The following is a 25,871-nucleotide window of genomic DNA, read 5'->3' on the forward strand; positions in this document are numbered from 1 at the left end:
GGCGCAAGGGATTCCAGAAACCTCGCCGCGTCAAGGATGCCCGCGGTCCTGTGTTTTTTCCGAACCCGCGTTCACATCCGCACCATCGAGGCCGCCCACGTGACGCCGGCCCCGAGCGCGCAAAGCAGCACGTTTTGCCCGGGTTTCACGCGGCCATCCCGCACGGCCTCGTCGAGCGCGATCGGAATCGAGGCCGCGCCCGTGTTGCCCACGTCGGCGAGGTTCTCGATGAACTTGCCCCGCGAATACCCGAGCCGCTCGGCGATGCGATCCACGATCCTGCGGTTCGCCTGCTGCGGGATCACCCAGTCGAGTTTGTCCGAGAGCAGGCCCGCCGCTTTCAGCGCCTCCATGCTCATGACCTGGAGCTTCTTCACGCTGACCTGGAAGAGGTCGTGCCCCTCCATCTGCACCTTGTTCCGCTTCGCCGCGAGCCGCTCCGGGGTCATCGGCTCGCCCGTGCCGCCGCCCGGGATCGAAAGGAGCGAGGCCATCGTGCCGTCCGCGCCGAGACGCATCGAGAGGATGCCGCGGCCATCGTCGCCCGCCGCGCCGACGATCACCGCGCCCGCGCCGTCGCCGAAGAGCGCCGCCGTCGTGCGATCCTCGGGATCCACGCGGCGCGAGAGCATGTCCGCGCCAACGACGAGCGCCGTCCGCGTCGCGCCCGAGGCGATCGACTGTTCGGCGACGGCGAGCGCGTAGAGGAAGCCCGCGTGCGAGGCCGCGAGGTCGAAGGAAGGGACGAGCTCGGTGCCGAGCTTCTGCTGCACCGTGGCCGCGGTGGCCGGCATGGGGCTGTCGCCGCTCACGGTCGCCACGATGATGAGGTCGAGGTCCGCAGGCGAGAGCCGCGCCGCATCGAGCGCCGCGCGCGCGGCGGCCGTGGCCATGTCGCTCGTGGTCTCGCCCTCGGCCGCGATGTGACGGCGCTCGACGCCGACGTGCTCCTTGAGCCACGCATCCGAGGTCGCTACGCGCGCGGCGATCTCGTCGTTCGTGACGACACGGGCAGGCAGGTAGCGTCCAGTGCCGAGAATCCGGGCGCGCGGGGGGCTCGCTCTCATGGCGCGGAGGGTAACAGAAGGTTTGAGAAGCGGGGCGGAGGAAGGTAGAGTCCGCGCGCCATGGCCGAGAACGAACGCGAAGAGGACAAAGACCAGGTCGAGGGCGAGGACGAGGGCGAAGGCGAGCCCGAGGCCGAAGCGAAGGCGGAGGCGCCGAAGGCCGAGGCGAAGGCGCCTGCAGCCGCGAAGGCCACGCCCGCGAAGGCGCCCGCGAAGAAGCAGCCGAAGGCCAGCAAGGCCGCGCCGAGGCGCGCGCCGCCGCCGAGCTCGGCGTCGCTCGGCAAGAGCATGGTGCTCTTCGTGGTCGTCGTGGGCACGCTGGCGGCAGGCTTCGCGCTGCTCGGTCAGGAGCGCGGCGGCGGCGGACCGCGCGGGCCCTCCTGGAAGCCCGGCCAGACCGTGGACGTCGAGATCACGCTGGTGGCGGGCGACAAACGCGAGCTCAACTGCGCAGCGACGGACGAGGTCGCAGGCAGGCACTGCAGCTTCGAGTCGCCGACGAAGGTCTGGGGCAAGGGCGATCCCGGTGACGACAAGAAGACGCTCCGGCCCTACACCTCGACGGACAACGTGCAGTTCGTCGCGGCCGGCCTCTGGAGCGAGCCCGCGCTCTCGGGCAACCTGCCGACCACGCGCTTCAGCGTGAAGTGCAAGTACACGGTGGAAGGCAAGCTCAAGAGCCCGACCTTCCACTGGGAGAGCGGCTGGGAAGGCCAGCCCCGCGGCGAGATGCTCGCGGGTGTGCTCACTGGCTGCACGCTCGTTCCCTGAAGTTCATTGCAAGCCGCCGCGCCGGGGCGCTGCCCCGGGCCCCGCGGGGGCTGTTCGCCCCTCGACCCGAACCAGGGCAAGCCCTGGACCTCAGGGGGAAGAACTGCGCGATGCGCAGTTCTTCCCACAGGCCGGTGACAAGACCGCAAAGGTGCGTTCCACGCTGGCGACGGGCACGTTGCCCGTTGAAGCGTCGTCGTTGGTCTTGACCTGGCCTGTTCGATGAACTGCGCATCGCGCAGTTCATCGACCCCGGGTCCAGCGCTTGCGCTGGTCCGGGTCCAGGGGTGGACAACCCCTGGTGGGGCCTGGGGCAAAGCCCCAGCGAAGCGGCTTCGACTCGAGACGCTACCCCATCGGCGTGAGCGCCTCGAACCCGTGGGCGCGAACCCAGTTCACGTGCACGCCGCGGCACGAGGCGTTCTCGCGGCAGTCCTTGCAGCGGAGCGCCTTCGTGTAGAACCCGTCGGCCACGTACCGCTTCGTGAACGCTGTCATGTCGATGCGCGCGTCCGTGCCGAGCATCGCGAGATCCAGCGTCCGCGCCGCTGGCCGCACGGGCCTGCCCACGACGCACGCGGGCACGTTCTCCACCGCGACCGGATGGGGGTACGTCGCGAAAAACGATTTCGTGTCGACGTCGTTCGTGTGGGCGTCCGAGACGAGGTCGTAGTTTTGCTGGACGAGTACGAGCGCCTTCGGCGGGGGATCGAGCCTGCGGATCACGGGCTCCGTCGCCTTCGTGAGGAAGACGCGGACCTCGAAGGAGCGGGCGATCTCGAGCAGCGGCTCGATCGCGGCGGGATCGCCCGTGTAACAAGCCACGAGCTTCTTGCCGAAGACGAGCCCCTCCGGCGAGAGCGCACCGGACAAACCGTCGTAGGACGCGAGCTCGAGCTCGATCGCCTCCGGCGCCGCCTTCGCCGCGAGCGCTGAGGCCTCTTCCAGGTTCGCCGCCACGATCCGCGCTGCGTGCGCTTCCGGCAGCTTGCCTGCGCGCGGCGGATCGCCTGCGTAACGCAGCACGTCGACCTCGTCGGCCTTGCGCGCGTCGATCACCTCGTCGAGCGTGTCGCAGAGGCTCTGCAGGTAGCAGTATTTGCACCTCTCGGGCTCGCGGCACATCAGCTTCTTGCCGAGCGAGAGGTACCGATCGAACTCCTCGCGCCGCCCGCGGACCTCGTCATTGAGCTTGTACGGATCCTGGATCAGGTCCTCGAACCCTTCCGCGTAGGGCGGCGGAAAGCGGTTCAGCCAGATGTGGATGTCGGGCCTGCGCGCGTAGGCGAAGGTCTTCTGGAGATGTTCGAGGTTCCCGTCGAGGTCGTAGAAGAGATGATGCCGCGCATCGCTCCACGCGTTTCCGAACGGGATCACGTGCAGCAGATCGAACTCCTTCACGCCCCAGCCGATGAACGTCTCCAGCATCTCCGGCAGGTGCCGGACGTTCTGCTTGTTGATGACGATGTCGACGTTGACGATGAACCGCGTTGACGCGAGCGCGGCCTTGAGCCCCGCGACCTCCTCGACGAACGCGCCGGGCGTGCCGACGAGCGCGTCGTGCAGCTTCGCCGTGTGACCGTGCAGCGAGAAGGTGATCTCGTGCAGACCGTTGTCCGCGGCCTTCTCGAGGAACTCGGGGTAGCGGAACATGCGGCCGTTCGTCACGGTCTGGATCTTCCGGTAGCCGGCGAGGCGCCCGAGCTTCACGAAGTCGAGGAAGTTCGGGTGCATCGTGGGCTCGCCGCCCGAGAGGATCAGCCGATCGGCGCCGCGCCGCCGGCCCTCGACGATCTGCACCTTGATGTCCTGCGTCGCCCGCATCGTGCCGTCGTGCGCATTCGAATCGAGGCAAAACGTGCAGTGGTTGTTGCAATCGTAGGAGAGGCGCACCCAGTTGCGCTTCTCGTGCGCGGCCGCCTCGTGCGCGAGCGTCTTGCCAGAGCCCTCCGCGTCGCCGAGCAAGGCCTCGTTCTGGAAGTCGGCGAAAGACGTCTCGACGGCGTCGGCCGAGAGGACGGGGAGCCTGCGGGGGGACGGTGCAGAAGCAGTCACGACGGCATTTCTCCCGTGCGCTCGTAGCGCAACATCCACTGATTGCTGGTCTCGCGGCCGACGTCGCGGCGCTCGACGAGGCGTAACGGTTTGCCTTCGAGGCGCCGCGCGGTCCGGGCCGCGTCGTCGTTGCGGTAATGCTCGAAGTGGTTCCCCGGCGCGCTCTCCGCGCGCGCGGCGTGCGCGCGGCTGCGGACGAGGCCGAAGGCGACGTTGTCCACGAGCGTGAGCGTGCCGCCGGGGCGGAGCCGCGCGATCGCTGCGCCGAACGCGCGCGCCGGATCCTCGAGATGGTTCACGCTGCGGAGCGCGAGCACGTGGTCGAACGTCCCGAGCTCCTCGCCGAGCTCCTCCGCGCGGCCCTCGACGAACCGCGCGAACGGGTGGCGCGACGCGAGGACGGCGAGCCGCTGCGGATCGGGATCGACCCCGACGTACGTGATGTGCCCTTCCGCCGCGCGACGCGCGAGCGCTTCGAGGTACGGGCCTTCGCCGCAGCCGAGATCGAGGACGCGGCCCGAGAGGTTCGCGAGGAGCTCCAGCACGGCGCGATCGTCGCGCGTGAAGACGTCGGCGGGCACGGGCTCCCATGCGCCCGTGCAGCGAGGCCGCTCGGGGCACGCTCCGCACTCGGCTGCGGGGCGCAACTTCCGTAAGTCCTTCGCGAAGTCATCGGGCGCGAGCTTGGTGGAGACGTCGAGGTAGATCTGACCCGCGCTCTCCTTCGCGGCGACGAGCTCCTCGTCGGAGAAGTCGCGCGTCTCGGTGCGGAAGAGGCGCATGCGGTCCTTGAGGCGCAAAAACAAGGTGCGGCCGCGATCGTACGGGCTCGGACCGTCTCCGCGGACCGGGCAGGGCGCGCCGGGCGGGCGCGCGAGATCGCGCTCGGGCACGAAGTTGTACGAGTTCGCCCGCGGGCGATCCGTGACGGGCCGGAGCGCGCTCGCGCCGTGGATCTCGTGGTAGCCGCGATAGAGGCCTGGGCACGCGCCGCGGAGCGCGCAGTCGCCGCAGACCTCCTCGGGCTGGATCTTGGCCACGTCGTCGACGGGGACGAAGTCGTCCTCGTCGGCCTCGATCATCGTCGAATAGCGGTGCGTCTTCAGGTCGTCGTAGAGATGCTCGAGGCCGGGGAGCAGGCAAAACGGGAGGCCGTCGTGCGCGAACCGCGGGCCGCGCTCGTTCCGCCGCGAGAGCCCGTACTCGATCGCCTCCTTCACGCGCGCCGCGCAGGCGGAGACGTCGGGGACGATGACGTCGAAGGCCCGGTTCGCCGCGCCCTTCGGCTGCGTCATCGAGAACTTGATGCACAGGTCCGGAAACGGGAGCAGCCGATCGACGAGGCCCTTCAAGTGCTTCAGGTTCGCCGTGGTGATGACGCAGTTGATCGTGAGATCGGGGATGCGTCCGTGCAGGTTCTCGATGGCCTGCATGGCCTTGTGAAAGGTGTCGGCGCGGACGACGGAGCCGTGCACCTTGGGCTCGCCGCCGTGCAGGGACATGTAGACGTAGCGGAGGCGGCACTCACCCACGAGCTCGTCGACGACGTTCCGGTACGAGAGCATGAGCCCGTTCGTGACGAGGCCGAAATCGAGGCCGTGCGCGGCGATGCGGCGCGCCCAGCGCGAGAGCTCGGGCCGCATCGTGGGTTCGCCGCCGGAGAGGACGACCATGGAGGCGCCGATGCGCTTGGCGCGGTCGATCTTCCAGTCGACGCGCTCGGTGGTGTCGTCGAGGTGGCGGATGTCGGCCGTGTGGCAGAACGTGCAGTTCTCGTTGCACGCGTAGCCGACTTTGATCAGCGCCTTCACGACGGCGCGATCTTAGTACGAAGGAGGCCCTAGACCGCGGCCGAAAAGAGCTTACCGGGGTGCTTGCGCTCGAAATAAGCGGTGATCGCGCGTCCGAGGGACTCGATCACGACGGCGGCGATGCCCGCCCGGACCACGAATCCGGCCGGGCCGGGGACGAAGGCGGCGACACGCGTGGCCACGAACTTGAGGCCCGCGCCCATGACCTCGAGGCTGCCGCCCGCGGCGAGGCTCTTCAGGTTGCTCACGGGCTCGTCGTAGACGCCGCCGATGAAGTTGATCATGTGGACCTCGAGGGCGGCGAGGCCCGCCGTCGTGGAGATCGGCAGCGGGAGCGCCGCGAAGGCCGCGCCGCCGACCGCATACCGATGCACCCAGCGCATCGCTTCTTCCCTGCACGTGATCGCCATGCCTCGAAGCTGCACCAGCCCGAGCCGTTTTGCACGCTCGGGACGGTCGCATTCGTGCAGGAAGATCAGCCGCTCGGCGCGGCTTCCGTGATGCCCGTCGCCGCAGGGAGAGCCTCTCCATCCTCCGTGACCCCGAGCCGTCCCGAGATCTCGAAGGTGTAATCCGCCGGCGTGAGCGCGCGGAGCGCCGCCTCGGCAGCCGCGAAGGCCGCGGGCAACGTCGCCGCCGGGCGCGTCGCGTCCCAGATCGCGGCGCAGGCCCTTTCGACGAGACTTCGAACCTCGGGCACCTCGGTGAGGAGGCGGCCATCACGCGCGCGCTCGGGCCGGAGCCAGACGTCGCAGAAGCGCGTGCGCAGGATGGGGACGTCCACGAGCTCCGGCGGCAAGCGCGCTTCGAGGAGGAGGTAGACGCGCGGAACAGGGCTCTCCGGTGCCTTCGCGCGGAAGACGAGGGTCATCGGCGGCTCGGCCACGCCGCCGCCGCGGAAGGCGCGGGAAGGCGTCGCCGTGATCTCGGCCGGCAGCGCGTCGGGCGCGCGGAGCGCCTTCCGGAGCCGCGCGCGCACGCGGCGCAGGAGCAGGGGTTCCGCGGGATCGTCCGCGGCCGCGACGAGGCCCACGAGCGTCTGTTCGAGCTTGGCGAGGACCGCGGGATCGTGCGGACGCACCGGGTACGGCACGAGCGTGACGAGCAGCCGACCAGCCCGACGCGGCGCGACCCCCGCGAACGCCTCACCCGCGGCGCGACCTTCCTCGACGAGCACGAGCCCGAGCGGCAATCGCCCGGCGTCGACGAGATCCAGCACGAAATAACTCTTCCGCGGCCGATCCGTGATGCTGCGGGGCTCGTGCCGCACGAGCCGGAGCCGCAGGCCTTCGGCCCGCACGCTCACGAGCTGCGCCGCCCCGCCCTCGCCAACACGCCACACGAGCGGCGGCGACACGAGCCGCGAGCGCGACCGCGCCGACGGGAGCTCCGGCGAGAACGTTTTTTTCGGTTCTTCGGCCGGAATCCGCGCTCGCTCCCCGAGCTCGGCGCGCACCTGCGCGGCCGGATCGTGCGGCGCGTCCACCGCCGCGTTCCGCAAGAGGCCCGCCGTGATGAACAGAAACGCGAGCTCCGGCGCCACGGCCTCGCCGACGCGCAGGATTTGCTTTGACGTCCAAAAGATCGAGTCCCGGCGCCCCGCGGCCTTGTAAAAAGCCTTCACCTGCGTGAGCAGCTCGCGGTACGTCGCGCCGTACGTCTCCTCGAAGAACCGGCGCAAGAACGGCTCGTGGCGCGGCTCGTCGAGCGCGCTGTGCACGCACGCCGCGGCCCAGAAGCCGCTCGTCATCGCGAGGTGCACGCCCGTCGAGAGGATCGGATCGATGAAGCAGGCCGCGTCCCCCGCGAGCAAGATCCCCGGCCCGGAGAGGCGACGCGCGCGGTACGACCAGTCCTTCGCCCCCGTCACGTCCGTCACGCGCCGCGCGTTCGCGAGAAGCGGCCACGCCGCCTCCGACGCACGCAGCACCTGCTCGTACCAGGCCTTCGCCCCGAGCTTCTCGCGCTCCGCCCGCGTCGCCGCCGAGGTCACGACCCCCACGCTCGTCCGCTTGCCCAGCGGGATCACCCAGATCCAGCCCTCGGGCACGCTCGTCGTCAGGATGTGCGACTGCTTGTGGCCCGGCAGCCGCTCGGCGTCCTCCCAGTAGGCCCAGATCGCCACGTTCTTGAGGCCCCGCACGACCCGCCGCAGATCCGCGTTCCGCGCCACGAGCGCGCTCTGCCCCGACGCGTCCACGACGAACCGCGCCCGCTCGTCGCGCTCCTCGCCGCCCGGCCCTCGCACGCGCACCCCGACGGCGCGGCCCTTCTCGAAGATCACGCGCGTCACCGCGTGTCCCTCGCGCACCGTGGCCCCTGCCTTCTCGGCGTTGCGCAGGAGGATCTCGTCGAAGCGCCCTCGATCCACGAAGTACGCGTACGGGTGCACGTCGAGCTCGCGAAAATCGATCTCCCACGGCGTGCGATCGCGGCCCCAGACGAAGGTTTGTCCCTCCTTGCGCTCGAACCCCGCGCTCTCCACGGCCTCGCGCGCGCCGAGCGCGTCGAGGTACGGCAGGACGCCCGGCAAGAGCGACTCGCCGATGTGCTCGCGCGGGAAGCGCTCCCGCTCGAGCAAGAGGACCCGCCGCCCTTCCCGGCCGAGGTAGGTCGCGACGGACGAGCCCGCGGGCCCGCCGCCGATCACGATCGCATCCCAAGATGCCGTGCTCTGCATGCTTCTTCGTTTCCTCGGCGCCTCAGCCGGCCACGTCGTACGAGTGCGCGCCCAGGGTCACGGCGTCACCCACGCGGATCTCGCCCTCGCCCTCGGGGACCAGGTTCCAGCCGAAATACACGCGGTTCGCCCGCGCCCGGAACGTCGCCAGCGTCGCCAGCGGATCCTTGCCGCGCACGCCCGTCGCCTGGTCCACGGTGATCACGTTGCAGCGGCTGCACGGCTTGCGCAGGTGGAAGACCACCGAGCCGATGGACAGGCTCGTCCACGCGTCCTCGGCCCAGGGCGGCGCCCCGCGGACCACGAGGTTCGGCCGGAACCGATCCATCGGCACGGCGTCGCGCAGGCGCGCGTTCAGGTCCGCGAGCGAGCCTTCCGACGTGAGCAGATACGGAAACCCGTCGGCGAAGGCGACCCGCTCCTTGCGGCGCGCGTAACGGCCGTCCACGCGCCGCGCGGCGTCCTCGGGCATGTACACGAGCTCCGCGCGCTGTCCGAGGTAGTCGCTCAGGTACGCCGCGGCCTCGTCGCCGACGAAGACGGCGCGGCATTTGTCGCTCCAGACCCGGACGCGCCGATCCGTCGGCCCTTCGGGGCGGAGCGGCAGGCGAAGCGGCCCGTGATCCTTTGCGTGGAGGACGAGCGTCTCGCCTTCGATCGCCGTCTCGATGAGCGCCATCTGCGGCAGCTCCCGCTGCGTGAGGAACTCGCCGTCCGGGTCGACGATCATGAACCGCCGGTCGTGCTCGATCCCGAGGCTCAGTGCCCGAGCCCGGTCGAGGGCGATGCCGCGGGCGCCCTTGACGGGGTACACGAAGAGTCCGCTCAGGGTGATGGTGCTCATGGGGCCATGGGAGGCATAAAGCGGCCCCGCTCGCGCGTCGAGAGGATGAAAGGCGCTCGCCTGAACGCCACGCCGGCCCTAGAACGGGGGGCATGTCGCAAGGTCGATTCCGCCGTGTTGCGTGGGCGACGCTCGCCGTCACCCTCGGCGTCATCCTCTGGGGCGCCTACGTCCGCGCCACGAGCTCCGGCGCGGGCTGCGGGAGCCACTGGCCCACCTGCAACGGCGAGGTCATTCCCCGCGCGCCCACCGTGAAGACTCTGATCGAGTTCACGCATCGGGTGACCTCGGGGATCGCCTTCCTGCTCACGTTGCTCCAGCTCGTGTGGGCCTTCCGCGCCTTCCCGCGCCGGCATGCGGTGCGGTTCGGAGCGGCGTGGTCGATGTTCTTCATGGTGACGGAGGCGGCCGTCGGCGCGGGCATCGTCCTCTTCGAGCGGGTCGCGGGCGACGCGTCGATCGCGCGTGGCTACTGGATGAGCGCGCACCTCATCAACACGTTCCTCCTCGTCGCGTCGATGACGCTCACCGTGCTCTGGGCCTCGGGTGGCCCCTTGCCGCGTCGCTCCTCGGGCGCGCCGACCTACGTGCTCGGCGGCGGCCTCCTCGGCGTCGTGCTCGTCGGCGTGACCGGCGCGATCGCGGCCCTCGGCGACACGCTCTTCCCCGCGAAGACCCTGAGCGAAGGCCTCGCCGCGGACGTGTCGCAGACCGCGCACGCCTTCGTGCAGCTCCGCGTCTACCACCCGATCGTGGCCGGCGTGGTCGCGGCGTACCTCCTCTTCGCGACGGGGTTCGTCGCGTCGCAACGCCCGAACCTCCTCAAGCCTGCGCGGCTCGTATCGGCGCTCGTGATCGTGCAGATCGGCGCGGGCTTTTTGAACCTCTTCCTCCTCGCGCCCGTGGCGATGCAGCTCGTGCACCTCTTGCTCGCCGATCTCGTGTGGATGGCGCTCGTCGTGCTCACGGCGTGGTCACTCGGAGAGGCACCCGCGTCCGCGTCGTCCGAGGCTTCGGGCTCGACCACGCCGCTGCCGTGGTACGGCGCCCCGGACGAGTTCGCACGCCCGAAAGAGACGCCTCCGCGGTAGGATGTCCCCATCGAAGCGCGCGAACGGCGCGTGGCTCAGGCTTGGAAGGGAGACAGACGATGAGGCTTGGTTTGTATGCGCTCGGGCTCGCGGCGCTCGGCTCTTTGTTCGTGACCGTGGCGGGGTGCAGCGACGACACGGGCGGCTCGGGCGGCGCCGGCGGCTCGGGCAACGGTTCGTCTTCGAGCTCCTCGGGCAGCGGCGGCGCGGGCGGCGCCGGCGGCGGGTCCTCGAGCTCCGCCGGCGGCGGCTCGTCGAGCTCGTCCGGCCCGGGCGGCGGCTCGTCGAGCTCCTCCGGCAGCGGCGGCAGCGGCAGCTACTCGGTCTGCAGCGACTGCACGAGCAACACCACGGGCGCGTACGTGAACGAGTGCAAGGCGCTCGCGGACGCTTGTACCGCCGATGCGGACTGCAAGGCCCTCGCCGACTGCTCCTACGACAAGTGCGTGCTCAGCACCGAGGGCGGCTGCTGCACGCTCAAGTGTGCGCAGGACCTCGCCACGCCCCAGGCGGCCCTCAACAAGTTCAAGGCCCTCGACTCCTGCGTCTTCTGCCAGACGTGCAAGACGATCTGCATGAGCGACGGCGCGCCCGAGTACTGCGCCGTCGTCGAGGCCGCGAACCCGAACTGCCCCTGAACCGACGCATCAGAGGGGGCCCCTCGGCCCCCTCCCCGCTCACGGGATCCACGACTCCGTGAGGCATTCTCCCGCGACGCACTGCTCGTACGCTTCGAGCAGCTTCCGCCCCTCGACCGCGTCCGCCGAATCGTCACAGGCGGTGCAGTCCGCGATCGTCCCGCAGAACTTCACGCAATCGCGGTACGTCGAGCACCGCGCATCGGCTTCGCACGCCTTCATGTAGCCCGTGCAATCGCCGTTGTTCATGAACGTCCGGCAGAGATCGTAGTCCTGCGGGTAAAACGCGCAGGGCGGTGAGCACTTCACCTCCTGCGCGCAGTTCACCACCGCGATGTGCTGATCTTTCCCGCCCGCGAAGCGCTCCTGGCAGTACACGAAGCACGCGCTTTCGTCCGGCGATCCCGTGGCGCTGAGGTTCGCGCACAACGTCTCGATGCACGCCTCGATGCCGCGGCACTCGGGCCCGCACGCCTTCTCGACCTGCCCGCACGCCCCCTCCAGGCACTCGTCGCACTGGCTCCACGGCCCGTCTTCGGCGCTCGGCCCGGGGCCGGGGCCGAAGCCGCCGTCCGGCTCGACGACGCCGCCGTCCCCCGAGCCGCCCGGCACGACGCAGACGTTGGCGATGCAGCGCAGCGGCACCGCGCAGTCGTCGGTCTTCGTGCAGCTATCGCCGGGGAAGCCGGGGCGCGGCTCGAGAGCCGTATCCTCGGTGCACCCGGCCGCGCCCGAGATCCACGCGAGCACGAGCGGCACGCCGAACAACGAAAGAAACGCCCAACGTGTACGCGAACGAGAAAGCTCCCCGGCCGCCTTGCCGCCTCGATCCATGCCCCGACCATGCCACGAGGACGCGCCGGGCGGAACGGGGATGAGGGTCGCGCCCTACGGCGCGAGGACCTCGGCGATCCGCGAGAGCCGCTCCAGATCGTGGATGTCGTACGGGAACGCCGGCACGTGCGCGAGCAAGCTCCCGCCCGAGGCCTCGTCCTCCAGCGCCGCCTCGAGCCCCACGAGATGCAGCGCGTCGAGCTTGCCCATGCGGCTCTCGTCCTCCGCCGCGCGCCGGAGCCGCGTCGGCGCATCCGGCCCGAGCGAGATCGCGCTCTTCGCCAGCGCCGCCTCCACCTCCGCCGCGTCCGGCACGCGCCCGTACGCCGGGTGCACGCGGTTCACCACGAACGCGTCGCGCCGCATGTCCTGCTCACGCAGCCGATCGGCGAAGAACATCACCTCCCGCACTGCGAGCGGGTCCGGCGTCGTCACGAGCACGTACGCCACGTCGGGCCCCCGCAGCGCCGCGCTCACCGCGTCGGCGCGCTTCTTCCACCCGCCGAAGACCGAGTTGATCTCCGCGATGAACGCCGCCATCTGCTCCAGAAACCCGCTGCCCGACACCTTCCCGATGCCCCGCACGATCGCGGCCGCGCTCTTCGCGAGCACGTTGAGCGAGAACTTCCCCGAGCTCTGCACGGCTTGCACGAGCCACCGCGTCGCGGCGCTGTCGATCGCGCCGACGAGCCGCTCCGGCGCGTCGAGGAAATCGAGCGCGTTCGGCGTCGGCGGCGTGTCGAGCAGGATGAGGTCGTAGCTCGGATCGCCCTTCGTCGCGTAGAGCTTCTCCATCGCCATGTACTCCTGGGTACCGGCGAGCGACGTGGAGATGTACTTGTAGAGGACGTTGTTCAGGATGCGATCGCGCTGCTCGGCGGAGGGCGCGAGCTGCGTGACGAGCGAGTCGAACGTGCTCTTCGTGTCCAGCATCATCACGGTCATCGAGCCCGTGACCGGCACGCCGGCCTGCGCGAAGAGGGCCGGATCGATCGTCTGCGCCTCGGTCTTCATCTCCTCGATGCCGAGGCTCTGCGAGAGCCGCCGCGCCGGGTCGATCGTCAAGCAGAGGACACGCTTGCCTCGACGCGCCGCCGCGAGGCCGAGGGCAGCCGTCGTGGTCGTCTTGCCGACCCCGCCGCAACCGACGACGAGGAGGACCCGCCGGGAATCGAGGAGCTTGCCGAGCCCGCCGGGCGTGGACGAACTTGTTTCCGAGGCTGCCACGGCCGGCCCTTTAGCACGATGGGGGCGGAAGCGGGAGCGGGAGCGGGAGTGGGTTCTGGCGATCCCGCTCGGGAACGGCGAGCGTACCGTCGTGCTCGGCCTCTTCAACCGGGCGGATGGGCACCCAGCCGCGGCGGGCGCGGCGTCGGCGTTCTTTAGCGCGGTGAAGGACGACCAAGGATGGGGACCCGGTCATCGGGTCCCCGTCCAGGTCAGCGACAGCCGGTTTCAGCTCACGGCTTGTGGAGCGCGGCCTCCGCCGTAGCGAGAACCTGAGTCACGACCTCCGCCTCGGAGGCGGTGGCCACGGTCGCGTCGAGGGCCGGCGCGAGCGCATCGACCGCGGCGTCGAACTTCGCGAACGCCTTGATCACGGCCTCCATCGCGGCGGTGGCCTCCGCGGACCCCGCGCCCTTGGCGGCGGCCTCCACGTACGCCGCGAGCGCCGCCTTCAGATCCAGGTCGAGCGTCGCGCTCGCGGCGAGCACGGCTTCGACGGTCGCGAGCAGCGCCGCCTGCGCCTCGGCCTTCGTGGAGATCAGGGCCGCGAGCGCGCCCTCGACCTGCGCGGTGCCGTTGAGCTTCGCCAAGAAATCGGCCTTCGCCTTGACGATCGCCTCCACGTCGGCCGCCGCGACCACGTCTGCCGTGAACTTCGTGCAGATCCCGACGAACACGTCGATCGTGGCTTGCGCTGCGCCGCTCAGCTCCACCAGCGCGAGCACCGCCTGCGCGGTCGCCTGCGCCTCCACCTCCGCGGCCGCGTGGACGGTCGCGAAGAGGAGCGCATCGACGTTCGCGCTCGCCTCGAGGGCCACGCTGAGCGTGGCCTGAAACACCAGGCTCGCCGCCGCCTGCGCCTGCGCGTAGAGCTCCGCCGAGATCCCGAGCTTGGCCTCCAGGGCGGCCTGGAGCTCCGCCTGGAACTCCGCCGCCGCCTCGGCGGCCGACGCCCCGGCGTCCAGCGCCGCGTTCAGGGCTGCGGCGGCGTGGTACGTGATTTCCGCCAGCGCCTCCGCCGTGATGTCGATGCCCGCGTTCGCGAACGCCTGGAGCTGCGCCTTCTCCGCCGCCAGCGTGGCCTCGGCCATCGCGCTGATCGCCGCCTCGGCGCTGAGGCCCGCCTGGATCTGAGCGACGAGCTCCGCGGCCAGGTCCCCGTTGACGAACGCGTGGAGCTGCGCCGCGACCAGGGCCTCGAGGTTGCCTTTGGCGGCGAGGGCGATGGCCACCGCGGCCTCGACCGAGCTCTCGATCGTGAGGGGCGCCGCGGTCACGATCTCGCCCTTGGTATCCGCCGCCGCCTCGAGGAACGAGGAGGCGAGCACCTCGCCCGACTCGGTGACGGCCTGCACGATGAGCAGCTCGGCGCCCACCGGGACCTCCGCGGAGTACTTGCCGGCCGCGTCGACCGTCGCCTCGGCGATCGCCTCGAGTTTCCCGTCGGCGGTAATCTTGGAGATGACCACCTCTGCTGTCTTCGCGAGCGTGCCCTTACCGCCGAAACCGAGCGTGGTGAAGTCTGCGCCGACATCCTTCACCTGCCCCTCGACGACGGAGAGGGCTTGGTTCGTCGAGTTGGTATTGGTGTCATCGACGTTGTTGCCCGGTGTTTGCTCGGAAGAGCACCCCAGCGCCATGCCGCACACCATGACCAGTACGCTCAACTTCGAAGTTATCGTCTTCATAAGTGCTCCCGTGTCGTTGCGGTGAAACCTCGAGCCGCTCCTCATCGCGTCTGCGATGAGCTCGAGCGGCGTTCAGGTTATGGTTCATTCGCTCTTGGTCTTATGGCCCCGCGTTGACTTCGTGGTCCTCCCGGCCCGGCTTTCGTGCCAAACCTCATCAGCACATCAGCACGCGCCATGCCGCCAATCTGGAGCAACGTCCGGAGCAGATTCAGGGCCTTATTGCCTGCGATCGCGAGCCTCGAGGGAATGGAAGCGCCGGGCTGTTGACAGTGGCGCCAATCGCCGCGCGCGTCCCCACGACAATCGATATGGGAGGTGGGAGGTCATTGCCGACACCATCGGGCCTGATTTTGATTTGGCCCCCAGAAGGGGAGGACACTTCTCCTTTGGCGCTCGGTCCCCCCGAGCTCGGCTCGCCTTTGCGGGGGCCTCAGACAAGGGCCCCACCGAGCGCGGCCGGAGAAGGGTCTTCCCCTCCGGCTACGCTTGAGCAAGCATGGCGCTACGCGAGCGAGCGCGGCGCTACTCGAGCAAGCATGGCGCTACGCTCGAGCAAGCATGGCGCTATGCTCGAGCAAGCGTGGCGAATGCCCCGAGCAGGAGCAGGCGGTTTCTTGACGGTCTTGATTGCAATACCCCTGGCAAGCGCGCAAGTCTCTTCGGATAGGGTAGGACACACCTTGTCCGAATCTACACGCTGGGGTTGTGGTTCACATAACCGGTTGTTGGTCGACCATCGACATCGGGGGGACCGACCCTTCGCCCCAGCGGGGTCGATGCTTGGCCATGTGTTGGCCGATCATCCGCCTCGCGGTGACCGATCATCCGCCCCGCGGTGGCCAACGATGCCCACGACTTTCGTCTCACCAAGCCGAGCGAAGAAGAATTCCGTGCTCCCGAAACCGAGGAGCATCCGCACATGGAAAACAGGTCGGCGACAAGCTCTTGACGAACGAAGAGCATACCCAGCCGCTCACGCAGCTGAAGGCGTACGAGATCACGCTCACCGTCGATGAGCGCCGGCGGACGCTGAAGCAACGCAGGGGTGCGGAGCCGCATATCCAGCGGGTGATCGCCTTACTACGGCGTGCTGTCGTCCATGCGGGAACGAATGCCCGATCTGGTCACCGAGCTCCAGACGGTGGTGGACTTCATGGCCACCGGGAGCGGGAGCGGGCGCCCCCCAGCTCAGGCCGCCCGCAAGATCCGCCGGCAACCTGCCGCCGCGCGGGCGACGTAGGCCGACCGGTCCTCCCCGCCCCCGCGAACCGCGAGCAGCGCCTCGGCCGTGCCGAGCGGCAGCGCGCTCACGAGGACCTCGCGCGAGAGCGTGGCGATCCGCGTGCCGACGGCCGCGGTCGTGGGCAAACCGGGCTCGGCGAGCAGGGGCGCGTAGGCGGCGAGCTCCTCGCACACGGGCCATGAGCCGGCGCCTGCGACGAGGCAGCCTCGATCGTCGACGAGCACGAGGGCCTCGAGCTTCCCCTCGCTTCGCGCGACCGAGAGCTGGTAGTGCAGCGCCGTGATCGGGTCGTCGCTCCGCCGCCTGCGGCGCTCGGCCCCGAGCGACGGCGGCGGGGCCTCGTTGGGATCCATCCTCGACAAGAGAGAACCTCCTTCGCCGCAAATGCTCGCCCGGACGCGCCCGCGGGGTCCACTTTCCGGCGAGATCCCGTTCCTGTATGCTCCGCCCCCGGCGTGATCGTCACGCGTTCGAACGGAGGCGGTTTTCCATGGGACTCATCGAGAAGCGGCTCATCAAGGAAGCGAAGGAGTCCTGGCTTCCGGACGAGCAAAAAGCCATCCAGGACGCCGCCGGCGCGCCCGTCGTCGTGGATGTCGACTGGGCGACCTTCGAGACCGACGAGGCCGCGCTGAAGTACGTCCAGCACCTCGGCGTCCGCCTGCTCGCCAACGCCTTCCGCGTCATCTGCGTCGACGACCTCGGCAAGGAGGCCGTCCGCGAGGGCGTCAAGCGCGTCGTCGTCACGAACCTGAAAGAGGGCGCCGCCTCCGTCGACCTGAAGGACGGCGTCGTCACCCTCGCATGTGTGTTCGGCAAGGGCTCCGACGGCTGCATCAGGGATCTCGACATCGCCAAGACCCTCACACGCCTCCTGTAAAAACCCCGGACTCCCCGCCACGCCGTCCGTGACGGCGCACCATCGGCCGCGCCCCCGCTCAAAAGCTGCTAGGTTCGCGCCGCGCGTGATGACGGGTTACATCGACCTGCACTGCCACTGGGTCGTCGGCATCGACGACGGCGTCCGGACCGTCGCGGACAGCCGCGCCCTGCTCACGGGCCTCGCGGGCGCGGGGTTCGGCAAGGTCGTGGCCACGCCGCACATGCGCCCCGGGATGTTCGACAACACGAAGAGCGACCTCGCGCGCGCCTACGAGGCCACGCGAAACGCCCTCGCGGACACGCCCGGCTTGCCCGAGCTCGCGCTCTCCTCGGAGCACTTCTTCGACGACGTCGTCTACGAGCGCCTCATGCGGGGCGACGCGCTCCCCTACCCCGGCGAACGCGCCGTCCTGGTCGAGCTCTCCCCGCGCGCCTTCCCCGCGCGCCTCGCTTCGCGCTTCGCCGACCTCCGCCGCAAGAAAAAGCTCCGCCCCGTCCTCGCGCACCCCGAGCGGTACGAGCCCGTCTGGGACGACCGCACCGTGCTCGATCCGTTGCTCGACGGCGGCGTCGTCCTTCTGCTCGACGTCGCCTCGCTCGTCGGCAAGTACGGCCGGGCGACGCGCAAGTGCGCGGAGGCGCTCCTTTCAGAGGGGTACTACTACGCGGCGTGCAGCGACGCCCATGGCCCGCGGGACGTCGAGGACGTGGCTGCGGGCATCGAACACCTCCATCGAGCGCTCGGCGCGGCGGAGGCACGCGACATGCTGATCGAAGGACCGCTTTCCATCCTGGAGGGCCGGGTCGACTCGTGAAAGGGACACCCATCGTGCAGGAGCTTCTCAAGAAGATCGAGGATCGTAGCGCGCACATCGTCGTCGTGGGCATCGGCTACGTCGGGCTGCCGCTCGTCGTGGAGTTCGCCCGGGCCGGCTTCTCCGTCACCGGCTACGACAAGGATCGCGAGAAGGTTCGGCTGCTCGGCCAAGGCGAATCGTACATCGGCGACATCCCGTCCTCGGCGCTCGCGCCGCACGTCGCGGCGGGCCGCCTGCGCGCCACGACCGACCCCGACGTCCTCGGCTCGGCCGACGCGATCGTCGTCTGCGTCCCGACGCCGCTCAACAAGACCAAAGACCCCGACATGCGCTTCATCCTGTCGGCGAGCGACGAGATCGCGGAGCACCAGCACCCGAACATGCTCATCGTGCTGGAGTCGACGACGTACCCCGGCACGACGCGCGAGGTCCTCGTCCCCAAGCTCACGGCGGGCAAGTACGAGCTCGGCAAGGACGTCTTCATCGCCTTCAGCCCCGAGCGCGTGGACCCGGGCAACAAGTCGTACGGCACGCGCAACACGCCGAAGGTGCTCGGCGGCGCGACGCCCGGCTGCCTCGAGGTCGCGATGGCGCTCTACGGCAAGATCATCGAGACGGTGGTGCCGGTATCGAGCACGGACGCGGCCGAAATGGTGAAGCTGCTCGAGAACACGTTCCGCGCGGTGAACATCGGCCTCGTGAACGAGGTCGCGCTGATGAGCCGCAAGCTCGGCATCGACGTCTGGGAGGTCATCCGGGCGGCAGCCACAAAACCGTTCGGCTTCATGCCGTTCTTCCCGGGCCCGGGGCTCGGCGGGCACTGCATTCCGATCGACCCGCTGTATCTGTCGTGGCGGATGCGGACGTTGAAGTACCAGGCGCGGTTCATCGAGCTCGCCGACACGATCAACAGCGCGATGCCCGAATACGTGGTGCACCTCGTGCAGCAAGCGCTCAATGGGGCGCGGAAGGCGGCGAATGGCTCGAAGATCCTGGTGAGCGGCGTCGCGTACAAGCGTGACGTGGCGGATTATCGCGAGTCACCGGCGTTCGACATCATCCACCAGCTCCAGGGCCTCGGCGCCGAGGTGCGGTATCACGACCCGTACGTGCCCGAATGCGATGAAGGCGGCATCGTGATGCGGTCGGAGCCGAGCAGCGTGGCGTATGGCGAATACGATGCAGTGGTGATCGTGACGGATCACGCGTCGGTCGATTATGGGCGGATGCTGCGGGAAGCGAAGCTCGTGGTCGATACGCGGGATGCGCTCCGCAAGGTCGAGGGCGATAAGACGAAGGTCGTGCGGTTGTAGAGGGAGAGACCCGAGCCTTTCGCGGCGCCGCGAAAGCCGGCACGGGCGCCCTGCTCTCCTTCGGCTCCTGCCCTCTCTGGTGGATGGTTCGCCAGCACCCGTGCTACCCATGTCCTCAACACCCGCGATGCTCTCCATCCCCGCGATCGTCCGTGACGCCAGGCAGACGGCCAAGCTCTCGGAGCACGCCATGGCGCGCTTTCTTGGCCTCTCGCCTGCCGAGCTCCGTCGCATCGAGGACGGCAGGGACGAGCTCTCCCCCGCCCTGCTCGACCGCTACGCGCAGACCTTCGGCCTGTCCCTGAAACGCTTCCTCGCCGGTGAAGCCCGCCACGCGCCCATGGCCTTGCTCCTTCGCTCCATCTACACACCCAGCCTCGACGAGCTTGCGAGCGCCGAGGCGCACCGCGTCCTCGGGGAGTTCGTCCGCACGGCCCGCGACATCGCTGACCTGCGCGACCTTCTCCACGAACCTCGTGACAGCTCCCTCCTGAATACCCTCAAAGCGCGACCCATCGACGCCTCGCCCCCGCCGCATGGCGCCGAGCGCCTCGCACAATCCCTCCGCACGCACCTCGGCCTGGGCCTCGATCCCATTCCCTCCATGATGGAACTGCTCGAGCGCCGGCTCGGCGTCGATATCCTCTGGGTCAGCCCCGACGAGCTCGATCGCGACATCGACGGAGCCTCGGCGCGCGGACCCGCGCCCGCCATTCTCGTCAACCTCGTCGGCGGCGCCGAACTCTTTTGGCGCACCCGCATGACGCTCGCCCACGAGTTGTGCCATCTCGTCTTTGACCGCAACGTGCTCAGCGCTGGCCGCCCGCGCGGGTTCGTCCTCTTCAGTCCGAGGCCCCCCGCGGGTGACGAGGAGGGGACCCCGCGAAGGTCCTATCGTCGCTTTCATCTATTCGACGATTTCGAGAGTATCGAACGCCGTGCCAGCGCGTTCGCCGCGTATTTCCTCGCCCCGCCCGAAGGCGTCCGGCAGCTCGTGGGCCGCATGGACGCGACCTCGGAAGAAGCCATCGTCGCCGTGAGTCATCATTACGGCGTCGGCCGGGAGACGGCGATCAACGTACTGAACAACGTGTATCGACTCCCCCGAGACGCGCGCCGCGCCATGCTCACGCGCAAATACGTGCCTCCCACGCCTTCGCCGGATCACCCGGACGTCCACCGCGGCGCCACCGGGCTGCGCGCCGGCGCGCTCCAGGATCTCGCCCTGCGCGCCCTCGCGCGCGGCCACATCGATTCCGTGACCGCGCGCGACTATCTCGGCCTCGGGCTCACCGATCCTCTCCCTTCCCACCCCGCGCTCGACGAGGCCCAGCGCGCGCCGCTGCGCTCGGCCGAGGACAAGGCCCGCATGCGCGTCGATCGATACCTGCAACGAACGCCGGGGGCCGAGCATCTCCACGCGGCAGCCGTGACCCGTGATCCGGATGGCTTCCGCGTGGACGTCATCGAGGTGTCCGACCAGAGCTCTCTCCGGAGCGCGGGGTTCGTTCGACTCACGCGGGGCTTCGAAGTATCTGCGAGCCACATCGATCGCGCCGCACCATCGTCCCGACGTGGCGTGCGCGGCAAGCGTAGCCGCGCTTCTTCGTCGTGACGCGGGGCGCGGGCATCCTCTCGACGACATGGCACGTGCGAAGACCTCGCGGCGCAGCCCTTCCGCGCTTCATCAGGAGCAAACGGATGCCTACGGCTGCGTCGCTGCGTGCGTATGCATCCTCCGGCGATGGCTCGGGGACGACCCGGACCTAGACGCTTTACGCCGCCATCTGGAGGCGCTCTCCGTACCCGCGCTCCCCACGGCTGCGATAGCGACGGGCTGGAAGCACCGTTTCCTCGATTGGGACGAGCCGGAGGAGCGCTTGCTGCTCGACGCGTATCTGGAACAGGGCCTTTGGCTCATCGTCGACGTCTGGCCCGGTCCCATGACGATGCATAACGAACGCCACCCACCGGCCGTGGTATCGCGCTTCGGTCACCTCATGCGTAGAGCCCGCGAGGATATCGATAGGCGCGAAGATCTGAGCCGCCGCATCCCTCAAAGGCCGCACCACGCGATCGTGCTGGTGGAGAGCTTCCCCGGAGGCTATCGCTATCTGGATCCCTGGTATCCGCGCGAAGGTCAGCCCTTCACCATCCAACGCAGCGAGTTCGCCTTGGTCTGGACGGGACAGGTCGTCATCCCGCAAAAACCCTGAACGTCGCTGGCGCCTACGATTGCCCGTTGTCGGCGCATTCGTGAGCCCCTCCTCGCACACCGTCCCGAACCACGCGCCTCCCCCGTAGCCACACCCCCTCCGCGAGCGCCCCGCCCCGCACCGTGGCGTATGGCGAATACGACGCGGTCGTGATCGTGACGGATCACGCGTCGGTCGATGATGCGCGGATGCTGCGGGAGGCGAAGCTCGTCGTCGATACGCGGGATGCGCTCCGGAAGATCGAGGGCGACAAGTCCAAGGTCGTGCGGTTGCAGAACATCGAGGCCCTCCGGGCCCTCACGGCGGGCAGCCGTGCTGTTCGACGTGCCACTTCCCACCCGAGCAACGCGCGCTCGTCCCGCAGCAGGTCGTCCCGCAGGACGCGCCCTCGGGCGCGCAGCGCTCGCCTTCGGCGAAACCAGCTCCACATCCGCCGGAGGTCAATTCTTCGCAGCGCCACACGAACTTGGGCGGTGGCACCTGCCGGGGCACGCCGCTGCACGGCTGCGGCGGCACGTCGACGTTGTAGCTGCACGCCGTGGCTCCGGAATAGAGGCAAATAGGGCTTTTCTCGAGCGGCGTCTTCGGAGGGTGGTCCCGCTTCGGCTCCGGGGCGCAAGCGCCGTCCCGATGCGCGTCCGTGCACGCCAAGCGTAGGGCCACGCGCCACGTCCCGAGGTGGCAATCGTATACGTTCCCGCACCCCAGGGACGAGGCATACGTACAGAGCAGACCGGCGGTATCGCAGGCGCGCTTCTCCGTGGGCTCCGCGGCGGGGCAGCCCTTTTCGACCGGCACCGGCGTATCCGCGCGCTCCCTCTTCTCGGTGGATGCAGAGGCGATAGGCCCGTCCGAGCGCTGAGGCGCAGGCGCGTCCGAGCGCTGAGGCGCAGGCGCGTCCGAGCGCTGAGGCGCAGGCGCGTCCGAGCGCTGAGGCGCAGGCGCGCCCGAAGCGCAAGCGAAGGCGCCCGCGGAGAGCGCGACGAGCACGTGGAGAGAAACGCGTGCCAAGCGGCGCATGAACGCACGCTACCAGAGGACCACCGCGTCCTCAAAGGACCGTGATGCCCGGATTTGCGCGGGGCGCTCCCTCAGACGACGCTCGAGGACAAGCACCTCTTCGAGCTCCTCCGACGCGCGTACATCGACGCCCGGTACGACAAGAGTTATCGCGTCACGGTGGAGGAACTCGCCGCCCTGGGCGAGCGGGTGCGGGCGCTCGCGGCCGTGGTGGAGCGGGGATGTCAGGAGAAAGTCGCCGGTCTACGAGCGTCGGCGGGCTGGCGTACGGCGAATAGGATGCGGTGGTGATCGTGACGGATCACGCGTCGATCGATTATGCGCGGATCCTCAAGGAGGCGAAGCTCGTGGTCGATACGCGGGATGCGCTCCGAAAGGTCGAGGGCGACAAGACGAAGGTCGTGCGGCTGTAGACGTACGACCGCTCTTGTCTCCCTGCGGCAGCCTCATTGACCGTGCAAGCTCGAGTCCGGTAGCAAGCGATCACATCGACTCCTTGCCTGCATAACTCACACAGTGGTATCTTTCGCCACGTGGGAGTGTCTGGGGCAGCCAACCGTGCAGCCGCAAGTGCGGCTTCCGTACATGGAGATGCCGATGCACCTAAGAGCGGGCGGCTCTGGGTGCACGGCCGCTTGGTGACCAACGCGACGGAGCGAGCAGCAGCGCTCAAGCGCGTCTCCCCGCCGACGTCAGCAGAGCCCACGCCGACCCAGGCTCTCATGCCGGACGAACGTTCCGCCGGGGTGGCACCAGCGGCAAGCCGGTCGGCCAAGCTCCGGCCGGCCAGCGCGTCCCTGGAGGCACCGGCGACAGGAAATGTCACGGCAATCGACCGGACCATGGGGGTTACCCCCGACCGCCTGGCAGCTCAGTCGAATGACGAGGTCGGTGCAGAGGCCCTCCTGGGCACCGCCGGCAGGTTGTTCGGCAAGCTCCAGGTGCGGGAGGCAATCGAGATATATCAAAGCATTGTCAATGTCGAAGCGACTCGTGCCGAAGCCAATAACGGCCTCGGTTGGTGTTACCTGCATCTCCGTGAGTTCAACGAGTCCATTCGATACTTCGAGACGGCTCTCGACGCACGGCCCGAGTTCGGACGGGCGCTCTACGGTGCAGGGCTTGCGCTCCTGGAGCTCGGGCGTCTGGTCGCAGCGGCATCCTACGCACGTCGTCTGGCAGGAGTTCCGGGCGACGAGCACCGCGCCCGGGGGCTTTACGTCCTTGGACTCGTCGATCGCGCGCGGGGCGCGTGGGACGAAGCGGTCGCCAATCTGGAAGAGAGCCTCCGAACGTATCCGCATCGCCGCCGCGGACAGCCGGGCTGGAGCGAGATTCGCCATCGATACGAGCTCGCGCTCTGCTACAGGGAGCTGAATCGTCCCGAGCAAGCTCTGGAGCATCTTCGCTGGGCTGCGCAGCATGAGCGCAAACCTGGGCGTATTGCGCTCGATCTTGCGAAGCTATATCTCGAATTAGAGCGCTATGAAGAAGCAGAAAAGCGATTCCAGGCGGTTCTGAAACAAGACCCGGGCAATCGAGCGGCACGCGTCGGGCTCGGGCGCGTTTACATCGCGAGGCAGGATTACACGGCAGCGATCGAAAGCTTCCGCGAGGTGCTATCGTCGGCCAGCGATGACCTCGACGCGTTGAACGGTATGGCTGAGTCCTATAAAGGGCTCGGGGATCTCGATCGGGCGGCGCGGTACCTGGATCAGATTCGCCGACTTTACAGGACACCACAAGTGCTCTTGGAGCAGCGGCTGCGTTCCCTGGAGAACGAGCGCCAGATACGCGACGCCGAACTGCTCCGCATCCGCAACATCGCCGCGCTCAATATCATGGCCACGGGGATCGCACACGAGTTGCGCCAACCACTATCCGTCATCCGCTTGGCAGCACAGAATGCCCGACGGGATCTGGCCAGAGGCAACACGTCCTACATCGATGCCGACCTCGCCGACATCGACAAAGGTGTCGTGCGCCTCGACAAGATCATCGCGGTTCTCCGTGACGCGGGCTCCGACGAGCTGGCCACCGATGAAGTCTTCTTGCTCGATGAGGCGATTGATGCGGCGATGTCCTTGTTTCGTGCGCAACTCGCACATCGGGACATCGAGGTGCTCATCGAAAACACGGCCGACGTTCTGATTATCGGCAGCCGCGTCGCCCTTCAACAGGTGCTCGTCAACCTCATCAGTAATGCACGCGATGCAATGACCGACGCACGCGTCAAGAAGCTTACGATTGCGGCATCGGAAGAGCGTGGTCAGGTGCGAATCACTATCAGCGACACCGGATGTGGCATGTCCGAGGCCGTACGTGAGCGCGCACTCGATCCATTCTTCACCACCAAGCAGAACGGCGGTACGGGGCTTGGCCTCTACATCTGCTACAACCTGCTGCGTCGCATGAATGGATCTTTCAGAATCAGAGACACCTCGATTGGACGAGGAACGACATTCGAAATTCTGCTACGCAGTGCGAAAGGAGCTGTTCATGGGTGAGCCGAGAGTCCTTGTCGTAGAGGACGAGGGCGATGTCCGGAAACATGTTGTACGAGCCCTCGAACGCGAGGGGATGACGGTCGACGAAGCGGCCGATGGCGAGGAAGGTTGGGAGGTCTTTTCGCAGTTCTTGCACCCCGTCGTCGTCCTGGACCTTCGAATGCCGCGACGCGATGGTCTGGCGCTACTCCGACTCATACACGACAAGCGTCCCGAGACGCAGGTTATCATCCTCACCGGCCACGGCAGCAAGAACGACGCCATCCAGGCTTTGAACCTGCACGCGGCTGCATTTCTAGAGAAGCCGCCGGATCTCGATGCGATCCTCGAAGCCGTAAAGTCGGGCTGGGTCGAATACCAGGAGCGAACGGGGGTTCCCGTGATTGGCATCGGCGAAGTACCGGAGGCGCCTCCTGACCTCGACGAGGTGCGCGAAGCGCTCGCATGTATACCTCCCGACGCGCTCCCGTTGCGGAGGAACCGCGAATGAGTGCATATCTACTCGATACCAATGCGCTCATTTACTATTATTGTGGAGACTCACTTGGACGGGCCATCGAACCTCTTCTCGCATCTCCCTCAGCTCATTTTTACGTAACCAATCTCGCGGTCGTCGAAATCCGCTCCGCACTGGCGTCGATGGTGCGACGCGAGGAGCTCAAGATGGGCGGCTATCGGCTCGTGATGAAACGCTTTTCCTATGACATCTCGTCACTTGGCAGGTTTCGCGTGCAGCCTATTCGGCACAGCTTCGTGGATCCTTGCATTCGGATGATCGAGGAATATGCGTTGCGGCAGGGGCTCGCACTGAGCACGCTCGACTGCCTGCACCTTCTCGCCGCCCGTGACCTTCAGCAGCGCGAGCCGGATCTCCAGCTTGTTACCGCAGATAGGGCGTTTGCGAACATCGCTGATCTCGCTGGGGTACCGCCAATCCTCCTGGAGGCACCAGAGCAGCCGCAGTAGCCCCCGTTGTTCGAGTCAACGTGATTCGTCTTCGGCGGGCACGCGCGCAGCAAACGCCCGCCACGCACAAATTTCAAGCCTCAGCCTTCGTTTTCTGCTCTTCGGGGGACGCATCACGCCTCGCGATGAACCCGCCCGACGTCCCGCAGGGCATCTACTGCTCGCAGTTGAAAACGGAGATGCGAGCCCTCTTCAAG

The 25,871-nt window shown here is 68.3% G+C and carries 24 protein-coding genes; 13 read left to right on the plus strand and 11 right to left on the minus strand.

The window, feature by feature from the left end; genetic code table 11:
* Positions 1–71: 71 nt before the first annotated feature.
* Entirely contained in the window at positions 72–1,067 is a 996-nt protein-coding gene (locus tag QHF83_RS36430) for a beta-ketoacyl-ACP synthase III (RefSeq protein ID WP_282422647.1), read from the minus strand.
* 60 nt (positions 1,068–1,127) lie between these two features.
* Here QHF83_RS36430 and QHF83_RS36435 point away from each other — a divergent pair, with 60 nt between their 5' ends.
* Positions 1,128–1,838, plus strand: coding sequence for a hypothetical protein (locus tag QHF83_RS36435; RefSeq protein ID WP_282422648.1), 711 nt, complete (start codon positions 1,128–1,130; stop codon positions 1,836–1,838).
* Between the two features lie 348 nt (positions 1,839–2,186).
* On the opposite strand, the gene QHF83_RS36440 is transcribed toward QHF83_RS36435, so the two are convergent.
* From QHF83_RS36440 to QHF83_RS36460, 5 genes are read right to left on the minus strand one after another with little or no spacing between them, the layout of a single operon-like run.
* A complete protein-coding gene (locus tag QHF83_RS36440) occupies positions 2,187–3,893 on the minus strand; it encodes a radical SAM protein (protein ID WP_282422649.1) in 1,707 nt (568 codons plus the stop codon).
* Positions 3,890–5,704, minus strand: coding sequence for a radical SAM protein (locus QHF83_RS36445; protein WP_282422650.1), 1,815 nt, complete (start codon positions 5,702–5,704; stop codon positions 3,890–3,892). Before QHF83_RS36445 ends, QHF83_RS36440 begins: the two co-directional genes overlap by 4 nt.
* Positions 5,705–5,733: 29 nt before the next feature.
* Complete coding sequence (locus QHF83_RS36450) at positions 5,734–6,129, minus strand: hypothetical protein (RefSeq protein WP_282422651.1); 396 nt, start codon at positions 6,127–6,129, stop codon at positions 5,734–5,736.
* Between the two features lie 50 nt (positions 6,130–6,179).
* Positions 6,180–8,384, minus strand: coding sequence for an NAD(P)/FAD-dependent oxidoreductase (locus QHF83_RS36455; protein WP_282422652.1), 2,205 nt, complete (start codon positions 8,382–8,384; stop codon positions 6,180–6,182).
* 22 nt (positions 8,385–8,406) lie between these two features.
* Complete coding sequence (locus QHF83_RS36460) at positions 8,407–9,228, minus strand: MOSC domain-containing protein (protein ID WP_282422653.1); 822 nt, start codon at positions 9,226–9,228, stop codon at positions 8,407–8,409.
* Positions 9,229–9,320: 92 nt separating this feature from the next.
* On the opposite strand from QHF83_RS36460, the gene QHF83_RS36465 reads away from it, so the two are divergent.
* Together QHF83_RS36465 and QHF83_RS36470 are read left to right on the plus strand one after the other, a co-directional pair.
* A complete protein-coding gene (locus tag QHF83_RS36465; RefSeq protein WP_282422654.1) occupies positions 9,321–10,319 on the plus strand; it encodes a COX15/CtaA family protein in 999 nt (332 codons plus the stop codon).
* A gap of 59 nt (positions 10,320–10,378) precedes the next feature.
* Positions 10,379–10,957, plus strand: coding sequence for a hypothetical protein (locus QHF83_RS36470; RefSeq protein WP_282422655.1), 579 nt, complete (start codon positions 10,379–10,381; stop codon positions 10,955–10,957).
* 39 nt (positions 10,958–10,996) lie between these two features.
* Here the strand turns inward: QHF83_RS36470 and QHF83_RS36475 are convergent, their stop codons facing one another.
* The 4 genes from QHF83_RS36475 to QHF83_RS36490 all read right to left on the minus strand — a co-directional run bounded on the left by QHF83_RS36475 (position 10,997) and on the right by QHF83_RS36490 (position 16,305).
* A complete protein-coding gene (locus QHF83_RS36475; protein WP_282422656.1) occupies positions 10,997–11,725 on the minus strand; it encodes a hypothetical protein in 729 nt (242 codons plus the stop codon).
* A 120-nt stretch (positions 11,726–11,845) separates the two neighbouring features.
* Positions 11,846–13,018: an ArsA-related P-loop ATPase gene (locus QHF83_RS36480; RefSeq protein ID WP_282422657.1), complete on the minus strand. Its 1,173-nt coding sequence runs from the start codon at positions 13,016–13,018 to the stop codon at positions 11,846–11,848.
* A 233-nt stretch (positions 13,019–13,251) separates the two neighbouring features.
* Positions 13,252–14,706, minus strand: a complete 1,455-nt coding sequence (locus tag QHF83_RS36485) for a hypothetical protein (RefSeq protein WP_282422658.1) — start codon at positions 14,704–14,706, stop codon at positions 13,252–13,254.
* Positions 14,707–15,897: 1,191 nt separating this feature from the next.
* Complete coding sequence (locus QHF83_RS36490; RefSeq protein ID WP_282422675.1) at positions 15,898–16,305, minus strand: hypothetical protein; 408 nt, start codon at positions 16,303–16,305, stop codon at positions 15,898–15,900.
* Between the two features lie 137 nt (positions 16,306–16,442).
* On the opposite strand from QHF83_RS36490, the gene QHF83_RS36495 reads away from it, so the two are divergent.
* The 5 genes from QHF83_RS36495 to QHF83_RS36515 all read left to right on the plus strand — a co-directional run bounded on the left by QHF83_RS36495 (position 16,443) and on the right by QHF83_RS36515 (position 21,181).
* A complete protein-coding gene (locus QHF83_RS36495) occupies positions 16,443–16,832 on the plus strand; it encodes a hypothetical protein (protein WP_282422659.1) in 390 nt (129 codons plus the stop codon).
* A gap of 88 nt (positions 16,833–16,920) precedes the next feature.
* Complete coding sequence (locus QHF83_RS36500) at positions 16,921–17,649, plus strand: CpsB/CapC family capsule biosynthesis tyrosine phosphatase (protein ID WP_282422676.1); 729 nt, start codon at positions 16,921–16,923, stop codon at positions 17,647–17,649.
* 14 nt (positions 17,650–17,663) lie between these two features.
* Positions 17,664–18,965, plus strand: coding sequence for a nucleotide sugar dehydrogenase (locus QHF83_RS36505; RefSeq protein ID WP_282422660.1), 1,302 nt, complete (start codon positions 17,664–17,666; stop codon positions 18,963–18,965).
* A gap of 109 nt (positions 18,966–19,074) precedes the next feature.
* The gene (locus tag QHF83_RS36510) at positions 19,075–20,580 is read left to right on the plus strand and encodes an XRE family transcriptional regulator (protein ID WP_282422661.1); all 1,506 of its coding nucleotides are present in this window, start codon (positions 19,075–19,077) and stop codon (positions 20,578–20,580) included.
* Positions 20,581–20,608: 28 nt separating this feature from the next.
* On the plus strand, positions 20,609–21,181 hold the full coding sequence (locus QHF83_RS36515; RefSeq protein WP_282422662.1) for a hypothetical protein: 573 nt from the start codon (positions 20,609–20,611) through the stop codon (positions 21,179–21,181).
* 297 nt (positions 21,182–21,478) lie between these two features.
* Here the strand turns inward: QHF83_RS36515 and QHF83_RS36520 are convergent, their stop codons facing one another.
* Positions 21,479–22,201 (minus strand): hypothetical protein, encoded by a 723-nt coding sequence (locus tag QHF83_RS36520; RefSeq protein ID WP_282422663.1) that lies wholly within the window; start codon positions 22,199–22,201, stop codon positions 21,479–21,481.
* Between the two features lie 54 nt (positions 22,202–22,255).
* On the opposite strand from QHF83_RS36520, the gene QHF83_RS36525 reads away from it, so the two are divergent.
* The 5 genes from QHF83_RS36525 to QHF83_RS36545 all read left to right on the plus strand — a co-directional run bounded on the left by QHF83_RS36525 (position 22,256) and on the right by QHF83_RS36545 (position 25,674).
* The gene (locus QHF83_RS36525) at positions 22,256–22,492 is read left to right on the plus strand and encodes a hypothetical protein (protein WP_282422664.1); all 237 of its coding nucleotides are present in this window, start codon (positions 22,256–22,258) and stop codon (positions 22,490–22,492) included.
* A complete protein-coding gene (locus QHF83_RS36530) occupies positions 22,489–22,614 on the plus strand; it encodes a hypothetical protein (protein ID WP_282422665.1) in 126 nt (41 codons plus the stop codon). The genes QHF83_RS36525 and QHF83_RS36530 overlap by 4 nt, the downstream gene beginning before the upstream one ends.
* A gap of 309 nt (positions 22,615–22,923) precedes the next feature.
* On the plus strand, positions 22,924–24,708 hold the full coding sequence (locus QHF83_RS36535; protein ID WP_282422666.1) for a tetratricopeptide repeat protein: 1,785 nt from the start codon (positions 22,924–22,926) through the stop codon (positions 24,706–24,708).
* Positions 24,701–25,198 carry a response regulator gene (locus QHF83_RS36540; protein WP_282422667.1) on the plus strand — a complete coding sequence of 166 codons (498 nt, stop codon included), beginning with the start codon at positions 24,701–24,703 and terminating at the stop codon, positions 25,196–25,198. Before QHF83_RS36535 ends, QHF83_RS36540 begins: the two co-directional genes overlap by 8 nt.
* Positions 25,195–25,674, plus strand: coding sequence for a type II toxin-antitoxin system VapC family toxin (locus QHF83_RS36545; RefSeq protein WP_282422668.1), 480 nt, complete (start codon positions 25,195–25,197; stop codon positions 25,672–25,674). The genes QHF83_RS36540 and QHF83_RS36545 overlap by 4 nt, the downstream gene beginning before the upstream one ends.
* Positions 25,675–25,871 lie beyond the last annotated feature (197 nt).

The organism is Polyangium sp. 15x6 (assembly GCF_029960785.1).
GTDB lineage: Bacteria > Myxococcota_A > Polyangia > Polyangiales > Polyangiaceae > Polyangium.

Coding starts and splice junctions, on each gene's coding strand:
- QHF83_RS36430 (WP_282422647.1), bottom strand. CDS start 1,067: ATGAGAGCGAGCCCCCCGCGCGCCCGGATTCTCGGCACTGGACGCTAC.
- QHF83_RS36435 (WP_282422648.1), top strand. CDS start 1,128: ATGGCCGAGAACGAACGCGAAGAGGACAAAGACCAGGTCGAGGGCGAG.
- QHF83_RS36455 (WP_282422652.1), bottom strand. CDS start 8,384: ATGCAGAGCACGGCATCTTGGGATGCGATCGTGATCGGCGGCGGGCCC.
- QHF83_RS36460 (WP_282422653.1), bottom strand. CDS start 9,228: ATGAGCACCATCACCCTGAGCGGACTCTTCGTGTACCCCGTCAAGGGC.
- QHF83_RS36465 (WP_282422654.1), top strand. CDS start 9,321: ATGTCGCAAGGTCGATTCCGCCGTGTTGCGTGGGCGACGCTCGCCGTC.
- QHF83_RS36470 (WP_282422655.1), top strand. CDS start 10,379: ATGAGGCTTGGTTTGTATGCGCTCGGGCTCGCGGCGCTCGGCTCTTTG.
- QHF83_RS36485 (WP_282422658.1), bottom strand. CDS start 14,706: ATGAAGACGATAACTTCGAAGTTGAGCGTACTGGTCATGGTGTGCGGC.
- QHF83_RS36490 (WP_282422675.1), bottom strand. CDS start 16,305: ATGGATCCCAACGAGGCCCCGCCGCCGTCGCTCGGGGCCGAGCGCCGC.
- QHF83_RS36495 (WP_282422659.1), top strand. CDS start 16,443: ATGGGACTCATCGAGAAGCGGCTCATCAAGGAAGCGAAGGAGTCCTGG.
- QHF83_RS36500 (WP_282422676.1), top strand. CDS start 16,921: ATGACGGGTTACATCGACCTGCACTGCCACTGGGTCGTCGGCATCGAC.
- QHF83_RS36510 (WP_282422661.1), top strand. CDS start 19,075: ATGTCCTCAACACCCGCGATGCTCTCCATCCCCGCGATCGTCCGTGAC.
- QHF83_RS36515 (WP_282422662.1), top strand. CDS start 20,609: ATGGCACGTGCGAAGACCTCGCGGCGCAGCCCTTCCGCGCTTCATCAG.
- QHF83_RS36520 (WP_282422663.1), bottom strand. CDS start 22,201: ATGCGCCGCTTGGCACGCGTTTCTCTCCACGTGCTCGTCGCGCTCTCC.
- QHF83_RS36535 (WP_282422666.1), top strand. CDS start 22,924: ATGCCGGACGAACGTTCCGCCGGGGTGGCACCAGCGGCAAGCCGGTCG.
- QHF83_RS36540 (WP_282422667.1), top strand. CDS start 24,701: ATGGGTGAGCCGAGAGTCCTTGTCGTAGAGGACGAGGGCGATGTCCGG.
- QHF83_RS36545 (WP_282422668.1), top strand. CDS start 25,195: ATGAGTGCATATCTACTCGATACCAATGCGCTCATTTACTATTATTGT.